The organism is Methylobacillus gramineus (assembly GCF_020532675.1).
In the GTDB taxonomy this organism is placed as follows: Bacteria; Pseudomonadota; Gammaproteobacteria; order Burkholderiales; family Methylophilaceae; genus Methylobacillus; species Methylobacillus gramineus.
Genome location: NZ_JAJAVE010000001.1, coordinates 616,856 through 633,070 on the forward strand (window position 1 = coordinate 616,856; position 16,215 = coordinate 633,070).

Annotated in this window: 18 protein-coding genes; 14 read left to right on the forward strand and 4 right to left on the reverse strand. The window is 51.8% G+C overall.

Annotation, left to right across the window (positions count from 1 at the left end):
- Window position 1 precedes the first annotated feature (1 nt).
- The 12 genes from rlmB (at window position 2) to der (ending at window position 11,756) form a co-directional block, all read left to right on the forward strand.
- A complete protein-coding gene (gene rlmB / locus LG201_RS02880; RefSeq protein WP_226770669.1) occupies window positions 2–757 on the forward strand; it encodes a 23S rRNA (guanosine(2251)-2'-O)-methyltransferase RlmB in 756 nt (251 codons plus the stop codon).
- A 264-nt stretch (window positions 758–1,021) separates the two neighbouring features.
- Entirely contained in the window at window positions 1,022–1,447 is a 426-nt protein-coding gene (ndk, locus tag LG201_RS02885; RefSeq protein WP_226770670.1) for a nucleoside-diphosphate kinase, read from the forward strand.
- Window positions 1,448–1,459: 12 nt separating this feature from the next.
- Complete coding sequence (gene rlmN / locus LG201_RS02890; RefSeq protein WP_226770671.1) at window positions 1,460–2,548, forward strand: 23S rRNA (adenine(2503)-C(2))-methyltransferase RlmN; 1,089 nt, start codon at window positions 1,460–1,462, stop codon at window positions 2,546–2,548.
- A complete protein-coding gene (gene pilW, locus LG201_RS02895; protein WP_226770672.1) occupies window positions 2,545–3,288 on the forward strand; it encodes a type IV pilus biogenesis/stability protein PilW in 744 nt (247 codons plus the stop codon). The genes rlmN and pilW overlap by 4 nt, the downstream gene beginning before the upstream one ends.
- Window positions 3,289–3,290: 2 nt before the next feature.
- Window positions 3,291–4,214: a helix-turn-helix domain-containing protein gene (locus LG201_RS02900; RefSeq protein ID WP_226770673.1), complete on the forward strand. Its 924-nt coding sequence runs from the start codon at window positions 3,291–3,293 to the stop codon at window positions 4,212–4,214.
- 3 nt (window positions 4,215–4,217) lie between these two features.
- Complete coding sequence (gene ispG / locus LG201_RS02905; RefSeq protein ID WP_226770674.1) at window positions 4,218–5,507, forward strand: flavodoxin-dependent (E)-4-hydroxy-3-methylbut-2-enyl-diphosphate synthase; 1,290 nt, start codon at window positions 4,218–4,220, stop codon at window positions 5,505–5,507.
- A 27-nt stretch (window positions 5,508–5,534) separates the two neighbouring features.
- The gene (gene hisS / locus LG201_RS02910) at window positions 5,535–6,794 is read left to right on the forward strand and encodes a histidine--tRNA ligase (RefSeq protein WP_226770675.1); all 1,260 of its coding nucleotides are present in this window, start codon (window positions 5,535–5,537) and stop codon (window positions 6,792–6,794) included.
- A complete protein-coding gene (locus LG201_RS02915) occupies window positions 6,791–7,627 on the forward strand; it encodes an ATP-binding cassette domain-containing protein (RefSeq protein WP_226770676.1) in 837 nt (278 codons plus the stop codon). The genes hisS and LG201_RS02915 overlap by 4 nt, the downstream gene beginning before the upstream one ends.
- The gene (locus LG201_RS02920) at window positions 7,624–8,439 is read left to right on the forward strand and encodes an ATP-binding cassette domain-containing protein (protein WP_226770677.1); all 816 of its coding nucleotides are present in this window, start codon (window positions 7,624–7,626) and stop codon (window positions 8,437–8,439) included. The genes LG201_RS02915 and LG201_RS02920 overlap by 4 nt, the downstream gene beginning before the upstream one ends.
- A gap of 15 nt (window positions 8,440–8,454) precedes the next feature.
- Window positions 8,455–9,081, forward strand: coding sequence for a YfgM family protein (locus LG201_RS02925; RefSeq protein WP_226770678.1), 627 nt, complete (start codon window positions 8,455–8,457; stop codon window positions 9,079–9,081).
- A 1-nt stretch (window position 9,082) separates the two neighbouring features.
- Window positions 9,083–10,249 carry an outer membrane protein assembly factor BamB gene (gene bamB / locus LG201_RS02930; protein WP_226770679.1) on the forward strand — a complete coding sequence of 389 codons (1,167 nt, stop codon included), beginning with the start codon at window positions 9,083–9,085 and terminating at the stop codon, window positions 10,247–10,249.
- Between the two features lie 4 nt (window positions 10,250–10,253).
- Entirely contained in the window at window positions 10,254–11,756 is a 1,503-nt protein-coding gene (der, locus tag LG201_RS02935; protein WP_226770680.1) for a ribosome biogenesis GTPase Der, read from the forward strand.
- Window positions 11,757–11,838: 82 nt separating this feature from the next.
- On the opposite strand, the gene LG201_RS02940 is transcribed toward der, so the two are convergent.
- Complete coding sequence (locus tag LG201_RS02940) at window positions 11,839–12,642, reverse strand: outer membrane protein assembly factor BamD (RefSeq protein ID WP_226770681.1); 804 nt, start codon at window positions 12,640–12,642, stop codon at window positions 11,839–11,841.
- 100 nt (window positions 12,643–12,742) lie between these two features.
- On the opposite strand from LG201_RS02940, the gene rluD reads away from it, so the two are divergent.
- Together rluD and pgeF are read left to right on the forward strand one after the other, a co-directional pair.
- Complete coding sequence (gene rluD / locus LG201_RS02945; RefSeq protein ID WP_226770682.1) at window positions 12,743–13,801, forward strand: 23S rRNA pseudouridine(1911/1915/1917) synthase RluD; 1,059 nt, start codon at window positions 12,743–12,745, stop codon at window positions 13,799–13,801.
- Window positions 13,791–14,525 (forward strand): peptidoglycan editing factor PgeF, encoded by a 735-nt coding sequence (gene pgeF, locus LG201_RS02950; RefSeq protein WP_226770683.1) that lies wholly within the window; start codon window positions 13,791–13,793, stop codon window positions 14,523–14,525. Before rluD ends, pgeF begins: the two co-directional genes overlap by 11 nt.
- A gap of 11 nt (window positions 14,526–14,536) precedes the next feature.
- On the opposite strand, the gene LG201_RS02955 is transcribed toward pgeF, so the two are convergent.
- From LG201_RS02955 to LG201_RS02965, 3 genes are all read right to left on the reverse strand, one after another.
- Complete coding sequence (locus LG201_RS02955; RefSeq protein ID WP_226770684.1) at window positions 14,537–14,932, reverse strand: cupin domain-containing protein; 396 nt, start codon at window positions 14,930–14,932, stop codon at window positions 14,537–14,539.
- A 107-nt stretch (window positions 14,933–15,039) separates the two neighbouring features.
- On the reverse strand, window positions 15,040–15,405 hold the full coding sequence (locus LG201_RS02960) for a VOC family protein (protein ID WP_226770685.1): 366 nt from the start codon (window positions 15,403–15,405) through the stop codon (window positions 15,040–15,042).
- A gap of 16 nt (window positions 15,406–15,421) precedes the next feature.
- Entirely contained in the window at window positions 15,422–16,213 is a 792-nt protein-coding gene (locus LG201_RS02965) for a heme ABC transporter ATP-binding protein (RefSeq protein WP_449811357.1), read from the reverse strand.
- Between the last annotated feature and the right edge of the window lie 2 nt (window positions 16,214–16,215).

Consider the following 16,215-nt stretch of genomic DNA (forward strand, 5'->3'; position numbering starts at 1 on the left):
AATGAGTGAATCCCGTATTTTATTTGGCTTTCATGCCGTATTAAGCCGTTTGCGCCAGCATGGCACCAGCATCCAGGAAATATTGATAGACCGCGATCGTGTCGATGCGCGCATGAAAGATCTGCTCAATATGGCAGACAGTGCTGGCGTGCGTACCATGCAAGTCGAACGTGCCCGTCTTGATGGCATGGCTGGCATCAATGGCCGTCATCAGGGAGTGATTGCCCGTGTGGTGGATACACCCATTCCTTACAAGGATATCCATGACATCCTGGAGTCGGACCTCAAGGAGCCGCCTTTTTTCCTGGTGCTCGATGGGGTTGAAGATCCCCATAATCTTGGTGCCTGCCTGCGGGTGGCGGATGCGATGGGCGTACATGCCGTAATAGCGCCCAAAGATAGGGCTGCTGGCCTCAATGCCACCGTACGTAAGGTGGCGTGCGGTGCGGCTGAAACTGTGCCGTTTATTGCAGTGACCAACCTAGCGCGTACCTTGCGCGAGTTGCAAGAGGCTGGTGTGTTTGTCGTGGGAACTGCTGCAGAGGCGCCATCGGACTTGTTGCACACTGATTTGTCTGGGCCTTTGGCGCTGGTGCTGGGCGCTGAAGGGTCGGGCTTGCGCCGTCTGACTGAGGAAACCTGTGACGCATTAATCAATATTCCCATGTTTGGCTCAGTAGAAAGCCTGAATGTCTCGGTGGCAAGCGGTATTTGCCTGTATGAAGCCAGAAGGCAGCGCAGCTTGCTGCCGGGCTGAGTGCCCGGGTTTAATATGCCCATAGAACAAACCCTCGCCTGGCGAGGGTTTGTTTTAGGCTGCCAGAGCTAGTGACTTGGTGGTTTTATGCTTTGATCATGGGGCTGTCATCATCATGGCTTAATTTTGCATACGCGGTTTGCGCGTCGTAACAGATGGTAGTGATTGGTCTTAAATTGCGAGTCAGCTTTATTTTAAGCCGCTAAAATGGTATTTTATCGGTCTTTCCGTAGTAATTTTATCTATTCATTCTTTGGAGTAATCATGGCTGTTGAACGTACCCTTTCCATTATCAAACCAGATGCAGTTGCTAAGAACGTGATCGGCAAGATCTACACTCGTTTTGAAGATGCAGGCCTCAAGATTATCGCTTCCAAGCAAGTACAACTGTCTCAGGCTGATGCTGAGGACTTTTATGCTGTGCACAAAGAGCGTCCTTTCTTTGCTGACCTGGTCAAGTTCATGATTTCTGGCCCAGTGGTTGTGCAAGTGCTTGAAGGCGAAAATGCAGTGCTGACGCATCGTGACCTGATGGGCGCTACTGACCCTAAAAAGGCTGATGCTGGCACGATCCGTGCTGACTTTGCTGACAGCATTGATGCTAATGCAGTACATGGCAGTGATTCTGCTGAAAATGCTGCGATTGAGATTGCCTACTTCTTTGCGCAGTCCAATGTTTACAGCCGCTAAGGTTTAAAACGCATGACGGTCAATCTACTCAATCTCAATCAGGCAGCACTCGCTGAATACTTTCAAGGTATTGGCGAGAAGCCTTTTCGTGCCAAGCAGTTGATGCGATGGATGCATCACTTTGGCGTCAATGAGTTTGAGCAGATGACCGACATTGCAAAGGCGTTGCGTGAAAAGCTCGCCAAGGAAGCAGTGATTGTGCCTCCATCAGTCCATCTGGAGCAAATTTCAGAAGATGGAACGCGCAAGTGGTTGATTGATGTAGGCGCAGGCAATGGCGTGGAAAGCGTATTCATTCCTGAGAATGAGCGCGGTACGCTGTGTGTATCTTCGCAGGTAGGGTGTGCTCTCGATTGCACATTCTGCTCGACGGGTCGTCAGGGTTTTAACCGTAACCTCAGTGTGTCCGAAATTATTGGGCAGTTGTGGGTGGCAAATAAGGCACTGGGCCGTGATCCCAAGGGGGAGCGTATTATCAGCAATGTGGTCATGATGGGCATGGGAGAGCCACTGGCCAATTTTGACAATGTAGTCGCTGCCATGAACATTATGCTGGATGATTCAGCCTATGGCTTGAGCCGCAGGCGGGTCACCTTGTCTACTTCAGGCATGGTGCCAGCGATGGATAGGCTGCGTGATGAGTGCCCGGTGGCACTTGCCGTGTCGCTTCATGCGCCCAATGATCAATTGCGCGATGAAATTGTACCGATCAACCGTAAGTATCCATTAGCTCAGTTGATGGCTGCCTGCCAGCGTTATCTGGAAAAGGCACCCCGTGATTTTGTTACCTTCGAGTATGTAATGCTGGACGGTGTAAACGATACGCTGGAGCACGCCAGGCAGCTGCTGGATGTGGTGCGCGATGTGCCTTGCAAGTTCAACCTCATTCCTTTCAATCCCTTCCCCAACAGTGGATACGATACTTCCAAGCCGGACAATATTCGTCGTTTCCGCGATATCCTGATGCAGGCTGGCTATATCGTTACCACGCGCAAAACACGTGGTGAAGATATCGATGCTGCTTGTGGTCAGTTGGCTGGCAAGGTGCTTGACAAGACCAAGCGCTCACTGCGCCGTATCAAAGTAGAGGCGATTGCGTGAAGGTTATCCTGGTGATGCTTGCCGGGTTGGTGATGACTGCATGTGCTGCCAACGAACCCAACCAAAGTACAGAAGCTGCACGCGAACGTGCCCGTGTACATACTGAACTGGGTGCCGGGTACTATGCCCAGAACCAGATTGCCGTCGCCCTGGAAGAGTTTCAGGATGCTGCGCGGATTGATCCCACTTATGCTCCCGCGCAAAATGGCCTGGGACTTGTCTACGGCACATTGCGGGAAGATGTGAAAGCCGATACGGCTTTCAAGAAAGCCCTGCAGCTTGAGCCGAATAGCTCAGAGACGCGGAATAATTACGGGAGTTTTCTCTGTTCGCGTAATCGTATCGATGAATCCATCATCCAGTTTTCCGAAGCAGTCAAGAATCCTCTCTATGTCACCCCGGGAGTGGCGTATATGAATGCCGGGACTTGTCTGCTACGCAAACGTGACACCAAGAATGCAGAGCTCTATTTACAGCATGCATTGCAGATTCAGCCCCAGTTGTTTCAGGCAGGCTATCAGCTTGCTGTGATTGCGTATGGGCGAGGGCAATACGACATGGCGCGGAATTACCTCCGCGCAGGCCTGGAAAGTAATTCACCTACTCCGGAAATGCTTTGGCTGGGGATTCAGCTTGAGCGACAATTGGGTAACCGCGATGCGGAAGCAAGTTACGCTTTGCAATTGAGGCGCAAGTATCCAAACTCCGAACAAACGAAACTATTATTGTCAGGACAGTAATAATGAGTGAGCAGCATCCTGATCTGCAGCCGGTAGAAACGGTGAGCTACATAACAAGAATTGGTCCTGAACTGATTGCCGGGCGGGAACGTCTGGGCTTGAGCATGGACGATGTGTCGAATCGACTGCGGTTCAGCCTGCGGCAGATCCAGGCATTGGAAAGCGATGATTTCGCTGTTATGCCCGAGGCTGTGATCACGCGGGGATTTATTCGTAATTATGCGCGCCTGGTTGGTATTGATGCCACGCCACTGTTGCATGTGTATAGCCAGTATGTTCCTGTGCAGGATCATCAGGCGATTAGTATCCCTTCTGTCAATATCGTGATTGCCGGGGCCGCCCATAGCACATGGAAGGCCTATGTCTGGTTTGGTGGGCTCCTGGTGCTGTTGTTGTGTGCCTGGATTATCTATGTCGATTATTTTCCCAAACATAGCAGCAGTGCCGATCACGCTCCTGTGCTTGCGTCATCAAGTTCTGAGCCATCACCAGAGCAGGCGCTTACCCCAGAGCCTGTTTTGCCTGCTACGTCAGTGGCTCCAGCAACAACGGCACAGCTGGCTGAAATGCCAGCAGAGGCCAGCCAGGCAGTAGTTCCTGCCGAGAGTATTCCGCCTGCCGCCGTTGAAGTGGCGCCAGCTGCAGCCATTACAAATCCTGTTCCAGTCGCTGCAACTCCAGCTACAGGAAATGCCAGGTTAAAATTCGTCTTGCATGAAGCTTCCTGGGTGAGTGTTGCAGATGCCAGTGGCAAGCAGATACTCAATAAAACCCTGGCGGCGAATAGTGAAGAGGTGATCGATGGTCGCCCACCTTTCCGGATTATTGTAGGCAATGCTGGCGGTACCGCGCTGGAATATAACAGTAGCCGTATTGATCTGGCTGCTTACACAAAAGTCAATGTAGCGCGCCTGACGCTGGAGTAGTCTTTGGATTATCAAACGAATCTTAGCCGCCGTCAGACCAAGACGGTCATGATCGGACATGTTCCTGTTGGCAGCAGTGCGCCGGTTGTGGTGCAGTCCATGACCAATACAGACACGGCGGATGCCGCAGCCACAGTCAAACAGGTGTATGAATTGTGGCGTGCCGGGTCTGAGGTGGTGCGCATTACCGTTAATTCTCCAGAGTCAGCCGCACAGGTGGCCAATATTCGCCGCCAGCTGGATGACATGGGCTGCAATGCGCCGTTGGTTGGTGATTTTCACTTTAATGGACATCGCTTGCTGGCGCAGTATCCGGATTGTGCAGAAGCGCTTGCCAAGTATCGTATTAATCCCGGTAATGTAGGAAAAGGCAGTAAACGGGATGAGCAGTTTTCTGCGATGATTCGCGCTGCGATTGATTACAACAAACCGGTACGTATCGGTGTCAACTGGGGCAGTCTGGATCAAGCCAAGATGGCACGCATGATGGATGAAAACTCCAAGCGTGCTGCTCCTTTGACTTCAGAAGCACTGATGCGTGAAATGCTGATTCAGTCAGCACTGGAGAATGCCGCAGAAGCCGAGGATATAGGCCTGCCCAGCGAGCGCATCATTATTTCCTGCAAGGTCAGCTCGGTACAGGATTTGATCAAGGTCTATCGCGATTTGGGTGGTCGTTGTGATTATCCATTGCATTTGGGATTGACCGAGGCTGGCATGGGTTCCAAAGGGATTGTGGCCTCTACGGCCGCGTTATCCGTGCTGATGCAGGAGGGCATAGGCGATACCATACGTGTATCACTTACTCCCGAACCAGGTGAATCACGCACTAAAGAAGTGATCGTGGCACAGGAGATCCTGCAGACAATGGGTATCCGCTCTTTCACACCACTCGTCACTGCCTGCCCCGGTTGTGGACGCACCACTTCCACGTTTTTCCAGGAACTGGCGCAGAAGATTCAGCATTATCTGCGTGACCAGATGCCAGTGTGGCGTAACCAGTATCCCGGTGTGGAAAATATGAGCGTGGCGGTCATGGGTTGCGTGGTCAATGGTCCGGGGGAATCCAAACTGGCGAATATTGGCATTAGTTTGCCAGGGACTGGTGAAGTCCCGGTTGCGCCAGTGTTTGTCGACGGCGAGAAGACAGTGACACTCAAGGGTGAAGACATTGCCGAAGACTTCAAGGTGATTGTCGAGGACTATGTGCGTCTCAATTATGCTGAAGGCGGTCGCCTGCGCCAGTCTGATCCACCCAAAATCCAGAAAACCATCCCGCTTAAAGCGATCTGATTAAACAAGAGTATTCAAGCCAAATCTATGTCTGACAAGTTTCAAAGTATCAAGGGTTTTTACGACATCCTGCCTGAGCACACTGCACTGTGGCAAAAGCTGGAAGATACCGCTAGGCGCGTGTTGGCCCAGTATGGGTATCGCAATATCCGTCTGCCTATTGTTGAACCTACGGATTTGTTTATTCGTGGTGTGGGAGAGCATACCGATATTGTTGAAAAGGAAATGTATTCCTGGGAAGACAAGCTGAACGGTGATCGCCTGACGTTGCGTCCTGAAGGTACAGCCGGTTGCGTGCGTGCGGTGATCGAGCATAGCCTGACCTACAATGGACCGCAGCGCTTGTGGTACATGGGTCCAATGTTCCGTCATGAAAACGTGCAGAAGGGGCGCCAGCGCCAGTTTCACCAGATAGGCGCTGAAGCCTTTGGGTATGCAGGGCCGGATGTTGATGCAGAGCAGATTGCGATGCTGTCACGGCTGTGGAAAGAGTTGGGCGTGGCAGATGAGGTCGAGCTGCAAATCAACAGCATAGGGGATGCTCACGAGCGGGCTGAATATCGCCAGGTATTGATTGCTTATTTTGAGCAGCATGCCGATGTGCTGGATGAGGATGCCAAGCGCCGCCTACATGCCAATCCTTTGCGTATCCTGGATAGCAAGAACCCACGCATGCAGGCTGTAATAGAATCAGCCCCCAAGCTGGTTGATATTCTTGGGGTGGAGAGCCGTGCGCATTATGATGGTCTTTGTCGCCTGCTCGATGATGTCGGCGTTTCCTGGAAGCTCAATACACGTTTGGTGCGTGGGCTGGATTATTACAATCGCACCGTGTTCGAATGGGTAACCAATAAGCTTGGCAGCCAGGGCACCATTGCTGGCGGTGGGCGTTATGACACGCTTGTGCAGCGGCTGGGTGGAAAGGAAACCGTGGCCTGTGGCTTTGGCATCGGCCTGGAGCGCGTGTTCCTGTTGATGCAGGAGTGTGGCATCACAGCGACCCATGCGCCTGATGTGTATCTGCTCAATGTTGGTGAAGCTGCGCAGGCACAAGCGCTGCGTATTGCCGAGGCATTGCGTCATGCGGGGCTGGCTGTCAGTCTGCATGCCGGTGGCGGTAGCTTTAAGTCGCAAATGAAAAAAGCGGATCAAAGTGGCGCAGCTTATGCGTTGATCCTGGGGGAGGATGAGGTCGCGGCTGACGAGGTTTCCCTCAAACCATTGCGTGAAAGTGGCGAGCAACGCAGAATGTCTCTTTCCGAGGCCATCCAGACCCTACAAATATGACCGAATTATTGCGCATCGAGAATTTAACCATCGCTCCCGTATCTGCGCCTGAGCAGTTGCTGGTCAAGCATGTTTCGTTTGCGCTGGAGTCGGGTAAAACCACTTGTATTGTTGGCGAGTCCGGTAGCGGTAAAAGCCTGACCGCGTTGGCGGTCATGGGCCTGCTCTCAGATCAGTTGCAACGACAGAGCGGAAGTATCATCTTTCAAGGCAAGGATATTGCTGGCTGGAATAACCAGCAGCTACGCAAGATACGCGGCAAGCAGATTGGCATGATCTTCCAGGAGCCCATGACCTCACTTAACCCGGTGCTGACGGTGGGATATCAGATAGGCGAGAGCCTCACTGAACACCTTGGCTTAAAGGGGGCTGTGCTCAAGGCGAAGGTGGCCAGCCTGCTGCAGCAAGTCGGCATACCGCCTGAGCGGGCGAATAGTTATCCCGATGAGTTATCCGGTGGCCAGCGTCAGCGCGTCATGATAGCCATGAGCATTGCCTGTGAGCCCGCCATGCTGATCGCTGACGAGCCGACCACTGCATTGGACGTGACGGTTCAGGCGCAAATTCTCAAATTATTGGATGAGCTCAAGAGCCGCATGCAGATGGGCATGTTGTTCATTACGCATGATTTTGGCGTGGTGGCAGATATTGCGGATAACGTAGTGGTGATGTTTCGGGGCGAGGTGGTGGAATCCGGCCCTGTGAACCAGGTGCTAAGTCATCCCCAGCATCCTTATACCAAAGCGCTCCTAGATTGTGTACCTGATGCCGAAGGTCTTAAGCCCTTAAAGCCGATTGATTATGCCTGGCTGAAAACAGGAGTAGCAGCATGAGCATGGCACCTGATAAGCATATATTACTTGCGCGTGGACTCAATAAAACCTATAGCCAGCGTAGCGGCCGGTTTGGTTTTGGCACCAATAAAGTCAAAGCACTGGATGATGTAAGCATTGCACTACGCGCTGGGTCCACGCTCGCAGTGGTTGGCGAGTCCGGTAGCGGTAAATCCACTTTGGCGCGTTGTCTGTTACAATTGCAGCCCTTGGATAGTGGCGAGGTCATGTTCCAAGGCAATAATCTGGCCAGTCTTTCAGGCCATGCTTTGCGCCAGGAACGTCGGCATTTGCAGATGATATTCCAGGATCCCTTTGCCTCCCTTAATCCCCGTATGAAAGTGCGCGATATTGTAGGGGAAGGATTGCTGATTCATGAAATTGGCAATCCCAGGGAACAGCTGGAAAAAGTGAGTAGGATACTGGAACGCGTCGGCCTGAGTGCCGGTGACCTGAATAAGTATCCTCACGAATTTTCTGGTGGTCAGCGACAGCGGATCGGGATTGCAAGGGCATTAGTGCTCGAACCCAAGGTGGTAGTATGCGATGAACCAGTGTCTGCACTGGATGTATCGATACAGGCGCAGATTTTATTATTGCTGAAAAGTCTGCAGCAGGAAATGGCGCTTAGTTATATCTTCATCAGTCATGATTTAAGGGTGGTGAGGCATATAGCAGATGATATTGCGGTGATGCATAAAGGCAGGATAGTCGAGCAGGGGAAGGTTGCTGAGGTATATGCAGCGCCGAATCAAGACTATACACGTAACTTATTGAATTCTATACCGGGCCGCAAGTCTCTTGCGGCGTAATTTTTAGGAAATGGCATGGCATACGATTTGGAAGAGCAGGAACAGTTAGACGCATTCAAAACCTGGTGGAAACGCAATGGCAATGTGGTCGTCGCGCTCGCTGGTATTGCTGTGGTTGGTTTTGGCGGCTATGAAGGCTGGCAATACTACCAGCACCAACAGTCTGCTGCTGCCTCTGCGCAATATCAGACCATGGCACGTACTGACATCAAAGATGTGAAGACGATTAAAGCGCTTTCATCAGAGTTGATGGATAAATACTCCTCTACTCCTTATGCTGGTCGCGCTGCGGTGGCGGTGGCCAAAGTCAATTATCAGGAAAAAGATTTGGCAAGTGCCAAGGCACAGCTCGATTGGGCAGCGAAAAATGCCAAGGAAGATGCCGTGCGTGCGGTTGCCTTGCTGCAATTGGCCGCTATCCAGTTTGAGGAAAAAGCTTACGATGAGGCCTTGAAAACCTTGGGTGAAAAACATGATGAAGGCTTTGACGGCCTGTTTGCTGATCTCAAGGGTGATGTGCTGGTCGCTCAAGGCAAGCCAGATGATGCCAAGACTGCTTACAAGGATGCATTGGCAAAGCTGGATATGAGCGGTGATTACTACAAGTACACAGAACACAAGCTTGAAGCGCTGGGGAGCTAAGTTGCGTTTAATCTCATTGTTGGTCGCTTCCGCATTTCTTGTCGGTGGATGTACCTCACTTACTGATTTAAAAACCGATATTTCAGAGCGCATGTTTGGGCGTGATGCTACTGATCCGCCTGCGGAGTTGGTTGATTTCAAGGCAACGCTGCAACCCAAGATTGTTTGGTCTGCGCGTGTTGGGGAAGCTGGCGATGCTGACTTCACACCAGCTACCGAAGAGGGCTTTGTTTACGCAGCCAGCGGAACGGGCGAGATTACCAAAGTGGATGCCATGAAAGGCAAACAGGTTTGGCGTATTAATGTCGGTGAAAAGCTCTCTGGTGGTGTTGGCTTGGGCAACAACCTGGTATTGGTGGGGACGCCTAAAGGCTATGTCCTGGCTTATGATCAGGCAGGTAAGTTATTGTGGAAGTCCAAGGTGAGTAGCGAAGTGCTGAGCGCTCCCCAGGTGGACAATGGGGTGGTGGTTGTGCGTTGTGGCGATAGCCGGATTTTTGGCCTGAATGCCAAGGATGGCGCACGTAAATGGGTCTATGAGCGTGCAACACCGACGCTGAGCCTGCGCAGCAGTGCTGGTGTCGTTATTAGCGATGGTGCGGTCTATGCAGGCTTTGCTGGTGGTAAATTGGTTGCCTTGCGTGCCGATGATGGCAAGATTGTTTGGGAGGCATCCGTTGCACAGCCCAAAGGGACTACCGAAATTGAACGTATTGCCGATATCACCAGCCTGCCGGTGGTGGATGGATCACTGGTATACGCTGCCGCCTATCAAGGGCGTGTCGCGGCAGTGGAGCGCACTACTGGCCGCGTGAGCTGGAATCGTGATATTTCAAGTTATACAGGTATTGGGGCTGAAGATGCACGTGTCTATGTCTCACATGCGACAGGTGCCGTGTTTGCGCTCGACTATTCTAGTGGCCGTACATTCTGGCGTCAGGCAGATCTGAAGAATCGCCTGTTGAGTGCACCACTGCCAATGGGTGGTGTGGTTGCAGTAGGTGACGTTGAAGGTTATATCCATTTCATGGAACGTGATGATGGCTCATTTGTTGGTCGCATCCGTACGGAGGAAAGCCCAATCATGGCACAACCCGTTGCGTTGGGAACCAATGGTTTCTTGGTTCAAACTCGTAAGGGCGGCTTATTTGCCGTATCTATAAAGTAATTTCATGCTGCCAACCATCGTACTCGTGGGCCGACCCAATGTCGGGAAATCCACATTATTCAACCGCCTGACCAAGACACGTGATGCCTTGGTCGCGGACTTGCCCGGCCTGACACGCGATCGCCATTATGGCCGCGGCGTGGTCGGCAGCAAACCTTATCTGGTAGTCGATACTGGTGGTTTCGAACCATTGGTGGATAGCGGCATTTTGAAGGAAATGGCACGTCAGACCTTGCTCGCGATTGATGAGGCTGATGTCATCATTTTCATGGTGGATGGTCGCAATGGATTGGCCCCACAGGACAAGGTAATTGCAGACCGTTTGCGCAAGAGCCAGAGACCAGTGTTGCTGGCAGTCAATAAAACTGAAGGCATGCAGCGGGCAATTGTCAGTGCTGAATTCCATGAGTTAGGCCTCGGTGATCCACTGTCCATTTCATCAGCCCATGGTGAAGGGGTGCGTGACCTGGTCGAGCTGGCGCTTGAGGATTTTCCTGAGCCTGATGAAGAAGAGACTGAGGCTCACGGCAGGATCCCCAAGGTAGCCATTGTTGGTCGTCCCAATGTAGGGAAATCTACACTGGTGAATGCCTTGCTTGGTGAAGAGCGTGTGATTGCGTTTGATGAGCCAGGTACTACCCGCGATTCTATCTACCTGGATTTGGAACGTAACGGCAAGAATTACACCATTATTGATACCGCCGGTGTGCGCAAGCGCGGCAAGGTGTTTGAAGCGGTTGAGAAATTTTCCGTGATCAAGACCATGCAGGCGATTGAAGAGGCGAATGTTGCCATTCTGGTGGTTGATGCCCAGGAAGGCATTACTGAACAGGATGCCCACGTTTCTGCCTACATTCTTGAGTGTGGCCGGGCCTTGGTTGTGGCTGTCAATAAATGGGATGGTTTGGAAGAAGATAAACGCGAGTGGGTCAAGCGCGAGATTGATCGAAAATTACAATTCCTTGATTTTGCTCAGTTCCATTATATTTCAGCTTTGCGTAAAAAAGGCCTGGGCGAATTGTTTGGCTCGGTTGATGATGCTTACAAGGCCGCGATGGCCAAGCTCTCTACACCACAACTTACCCGTGTACTGGAAGATGCCACCATGCAGCATCAACCGCCTATCACCAAGGGAATACGGCCCAAGCTGCGTTATGCACACCAGGGCGGCAGCAATCCCCCTATCGTGGTGATTCATGGTAATCATGTGCAAGGAATCAAAGACAGCTACAAGCGTTTCCTGGAAGGTGTATTCCGCAAAGTATTCCAGCTTACGGGCACACCGTTACGCGTGCAGTTTAATCAGGGTGCTAATCCGTTCGCCGAGCCTGACGCACGTAAGCAAGGCGAGGGCATTGTCAGTATGCGGCGCCGCAAGACTGCTGAGCGCGCAGTATTGAATGCACGCAAGAACGAAGAAACCGGCAAGGGAAAGAAAAAGTCGGGCGTGGTGGCGAGTGCGCGTAATCTGCCGGCCAAAAACAGAAAGCCGGCACCAAAGAAGTAATCCCGGATACCGGCTTATTGTGCCTGCTTGTATGCGCAGTCATCATCAAAAGATTAAGAGCGGCTTGGCCGCTCTCCAGTTCTTAATACAGACTTTCCCAGAACTTCCACCACACTCTTTCATCTGTAGGCACATTCTTGCCAAGCATGGGGCTATTAGGGTAATTTTGGGCAAGAACACGTCGTGTGTCGTCGCGTAGGTCATTCATACTCATCAGATCATATGCACTGATCAGGATCACCAGGGCTTCTTCGATGTGTGGGCTGTCTGGGTAGAATTCCAGTACATATTTGCAGCGATTGGCTGCAGCGACGTAAGCTTGGCGTTTCATGTAATAGCGCGCGACATGTAATTCATGATCTGCCAGGGCATTGACCAAGTAGGACATACGCAAGGTGGCATCCTTGAGGTAACGGCTATTGGGGTAGCGGTTGACCAGTTCCTTGAGAGATAGGAAGGATTCACGCAACGATTTTGGATCGCGGTCACTGATCTGCTGTTTGGTCAGTTTCTCTACGATGCCGCGTTCATTGAAGGTGGCTAGGCCCTTCATGTAGTAAGCGTAATCGACATTGGGATGGTTGGGATGCAGCTTGATGAAGCGGTCTGCTGCAGCCATGGTGGATGCAGGATCATTCTTCTTGTAGTGCGCATAAATCACTTCAAGCTGGGATTGGGTGGCATAACGCCCGTGCGGGTAGCGTGACTCAAGAATTTGGAAATACTTGATGGCTTTCTCGTAATCGCGGGTGTTCATGTTTTCTTCAGCCGCGGCGTAAATCCGCTGTACTGGCCAACCCTTGGTTTCATCCAGTTCTGTAGGGGCGCCGAAAATGGCGCAACCTGTGAGCCAGAGTACTGCAATTAACGCTAAACTATGCTTCATTTACCAAAGTCCATGTGTAAGGTTTGTGGATTTCATTTTTGATGCTTCATGACAACTGTTCGCCCAGGAGTTCCAAAGCGACATTTTTTGATTATAACCGATGAGCCAGACCACTACTCCTATTACTCTCACAATTACTCAAGAGCTCGGCGGCCTGCGCCTGGATCAGGCTTTGCAAAAGCTGATGCCCGAGCATTCACGTTCTCGTATACAAGGCTGGATCAAGGATGGCCTGGTGACGATTGCCAATGAAACGCCTACGGCAAAGTTAAAGGTCTGGGGTGGGGAGAGGATTGAGATTATTCCTCAGGCTGCACCAGAGACCAAGGCTTTCAAAGCCGAGAATATTGCCATTGATGTGGTATATGAGGATGAGCATATTCTGGTGCTCAACAAGCCTGCTGGCTTGGTGGTCCATCCAGCTGCAGGGAACTGGGAAGGCACGCTACTTAATGCTTTGCTCTATCACGCGCCTCAGCTGCAGGATATACCGCGGGCGGGTATCGTGCATCGGCTGGACAAGGATACCAGCGGCTTATTGGTCGTTGCCAAGACCCTCGCTGCGCAGACTCATTTGGTACGTCAGTTGCAGGCGCGCACAGTCAAGCGTGAGTATCGCACCATTGTCTGGGGACAAGTATGGCGTAATGGCAGGATTGACCAGCCCATAGGTCGCCATTCCCATGCTCGGACCAAAATGGCGATCAATCGCATGGGCAAGCCTGCTGTGACCCAATATGAAGTGCTGGATCGATTTAGCGTGCATACCTATATGCGATGTATGCTGGAAACTGGGCGTACACACCAGATCCGCGTGCATATGCAGTATCTGAAAGCGCCTATTGTGGGTGATCCGGTGTACGGCATTCGTGGCATCCTGCCTTTACGTCAAATGTCTGCAAATCTGCGCGATGTGCTACTGAATTTCAAGCGCCAGGCCCTGCATGCCATTCGGCTTGGTTTGATCCATCCAGCAACAGGTGAGGCCATGGAGTGGCAGGTTGAGCTTGCAGCTGATATGAAAATGCTGCTGGAAGCCATGCGCCAGGAAAATCTGCCACAAGAAGAAGCTGAGCCAGTCTTTGTCTATGAGTATGACGAGAGTGAGGAGGAGGACGAGGGCGAAGAGTGGCTGGAAGAGGACGAGGATGTTGAATGAGCATGGATTGATCATTCCAGATTGGCCTGCTCCTGCCAATGTCAGGGCAATCCAGACCTCGCGTGCAGGTGGAGTCAGCAAGGCTCCCTACCGCAGCCTGAATCTTGGTATGCATGTCGGGGATAACCCGCTGGACGTAGCCAACAATCGCCAGTTGCTCAATCGCTACGTGCCAACAGAGCCTGTATGGCTTAATCAAGTGCATGGCATACACGTAGTTGATGCGGCTACTGCCAGTTGTGTCCCTGATGCTGATGCTACTTTTGCTAATAGCAGAAATACTGTGTGTGCCGTGATGACGGCAGATTGCTTGCCTGTACTACTTTGCGATAAGGCAGGCACTATGGTGGCGGCTGTACATGCTGGTTGGCGCAGCTTGCTGGATGGCGTGATAGAAGAAACGGTAGCTGCCATGATCACGCCCGGCGCAGAGCTGTTGGCCTGGCTTGGCCCAGCTATTGGCCCGCAGGCGTTTGAGGTGGGCGATGAAGTCAGGCTAGCGTTTATTGCCAAAGACGCGGCGGCAGTGGACGCCTTCAGGCCTAGGTTGGAAGGCAAGTGGCTGGCTGATATCTTTAGGCTGGGGCGGCAACGTCTTGCCAATGTAGGCGTGACTAGCGTCTATGGGGGAGGTCTGTGCACCTATAGCGAGCCGGAGCGTTTTTTCTCATTTCGCCGTGATCAGGCGACTGGCCGTATGGCCAGCCTGATCTGGCTGGAATAAAAACTACAATTTTATTGTTGCTCTACTAACGGAATACCTTCACCGCCTGCATAGAACACAATCAGCTCGGCAGGGCTGTTTCCTGTATATCCACGATGCACACTATGCACCATTTCTGGCAGGGCTTGGCCTTGCTTCAGGTGCATGGTTTCTCCTGTGGTCTGTTTTTCTACAGTAATTTCGCCAGACAGAATATAGGCCACATTGGGTACGGGGTTGCTGTGCCAGGGGAGGGCTGTGTTGGCAGGAATGACAAAGCGCATCACGCTTAACTCGGGTTTTCCGCCCGGATACTTGGCATAAGATCTGCCATCCCAGGCGTTAAAACTTCTTAATACTGGCTCAACTTTTAACTCAGTTTGAATTTCAGCTGCGATCACGCTATTGCACATAAAAAGTGCAGCCATGCACCAAAATGACCATATAGTTCTCATCATGCCTACTCCTTACGTTGATGCCATGCAATCATGGGAATACATCAAGGAGAAAAGCAAGGATCAAGCCATCAGGTGATTCAGATATTCTGGCCTATACGCCACAATACACCGCTTGGGTCTGAAAACACGAAGTCGCGCATGCGCCAGGGCTGATCTACCAGCTCTGATATCTTGCTGCCATATTTTTCGGCGATGCCCGATTGTTGAACGGCGTCATACCAGGCAGATACATCCTCCACCAACAGGTGCATCATGAAGTTGTCAGCATAGGGCTGGACATAAAAATCCTGCAGCAAGAAGGCGCAGTGCTGAAAACAGAAGTAAGCCACGCCACCGCCTTCTGAACGTTTCTCAAAACCAATGTCCAGATAGAACTGCTGTGAAATGGCAAAATCCTTAGCAGGGATAAATGTCTTGATTTCTACCGCGTTTAAATTGGCCATGCGTTACCTTCAAAATTTAATGATTGCGTCTGGCGGCTATCATCGGAGTGCCGCCATCGGGATGTTTGAGCAGCACACAGGGTAGATCAAAACAGGCTTCTACCGCTGCTGGGGTCATGACCGCTTCCACACGGTCCATCGCTTGCAGCTTGCCATCTCGTAGCAGTGCAATACGGTCAGCATATTGTGCGGCAAGGTTGAGGTCATGCACGATTGCGACCACGGCGACATCGCCCTTGTTAGCCCATTTTCTTGCGATGCCAAGAATACGGTGTTGTTGACGGGGATCCAATGCGGCGGTGGGTTCATCAAGCAACAGTAGCCTGGGGTTTATTGTCGTTTCCCAAATTTGAGCCAGTACGCGTGCCATTTGTACCCGTGCTTGTTCCCCTCCAGACAGGGTGGAGTATATTTGGTGAGCCAAGTGTGTCGCATCCACTTCCAGCAGGGCTGCCTCTGCAATCAGGCTGTCCACTTCGCGGGCAGCACCTTGATGGTGAGGATGACGGCCCAGTAATATGATTTCTAGCGCAGTATAGTCAAAGCCGACTTCGCCGCGTTGCTGCATCAAGGCTCGCTGACGAGCAAGCTGTAGCAAGTTCCAATCACTGAGTGCCTTACCGTCCCAGCGCACCTGGCCTCGCGTGGGAGATAATTCCCCGCATAGCAGGCGCACCAGTGAGCTTTTGCCTGCACCATTGGGGCCACAGATGGCAACAAACTCGCCTGGGCTAATCGTGAAGCTGATATCGGTGAGCAGGGTTTTCCCGCTTATGTCCAACCCAGTATTGATAACTTCTAGCATGATGA